Source organism: Pseudomonas sp. SBT1-2 (assembly GCF_028640875.1).
In the GTDB taxonomy this organism is placed as follows: Bacteria; Pseudomonadota; Gammaproteobacteria; order Pseudomonadales; family Pseudomonadaceae; genus Aquipseudomonas; species Aquipseudomonas chlororaphis_I.
Genome location: NZ_JAQZAA010000014.1, coordinates 1 through 302 on the forward strand (window position 1 = coordinate 1; position 302 = coordinate 302).

Below are 302 nucleotides of genomic sequence, written 5' to 3' on the forward strand. Positions count from 1 at the left end.
GGTCGGCAGCGATGATGCTGTCCTGGCTGTTGACCTGACCGCCGTTCTTGACGTCCAGGACGCCGTTGCCGGCGCCGCCGACGATCAGGGGCTTGTCGGTGGACAGCGTACCGTTGTCGACGCTGACCTTACCGCTTGAGCCTTTTTGCGCAGCGATCACGGTGTTGCCAGCGGTCTGCACCTTGGCGCCGTTGGTCAGCGACAGCGAGCCATTGCCCGACTGGCCCACGATCATGTCGCCCAAGGTCTTCCAGAGGCTGCCCGCGCCATCGAGGCTGGCGGTGCCAGTGGAGCCCAGGTCG

1 protein-coding gene is annotated in these 302 nt (G+C 65.9%); it reads right to left on the reverse strand.

Translation table 11 applies throughout. The features are described 5' to 3' along the window. On the reverse strand, window positions 1-302 hold a 302-nt coding region (locus tag PVZ78_RS01395; protein WP_273828135.1), incomplete at both ends, for a hypothetical protein.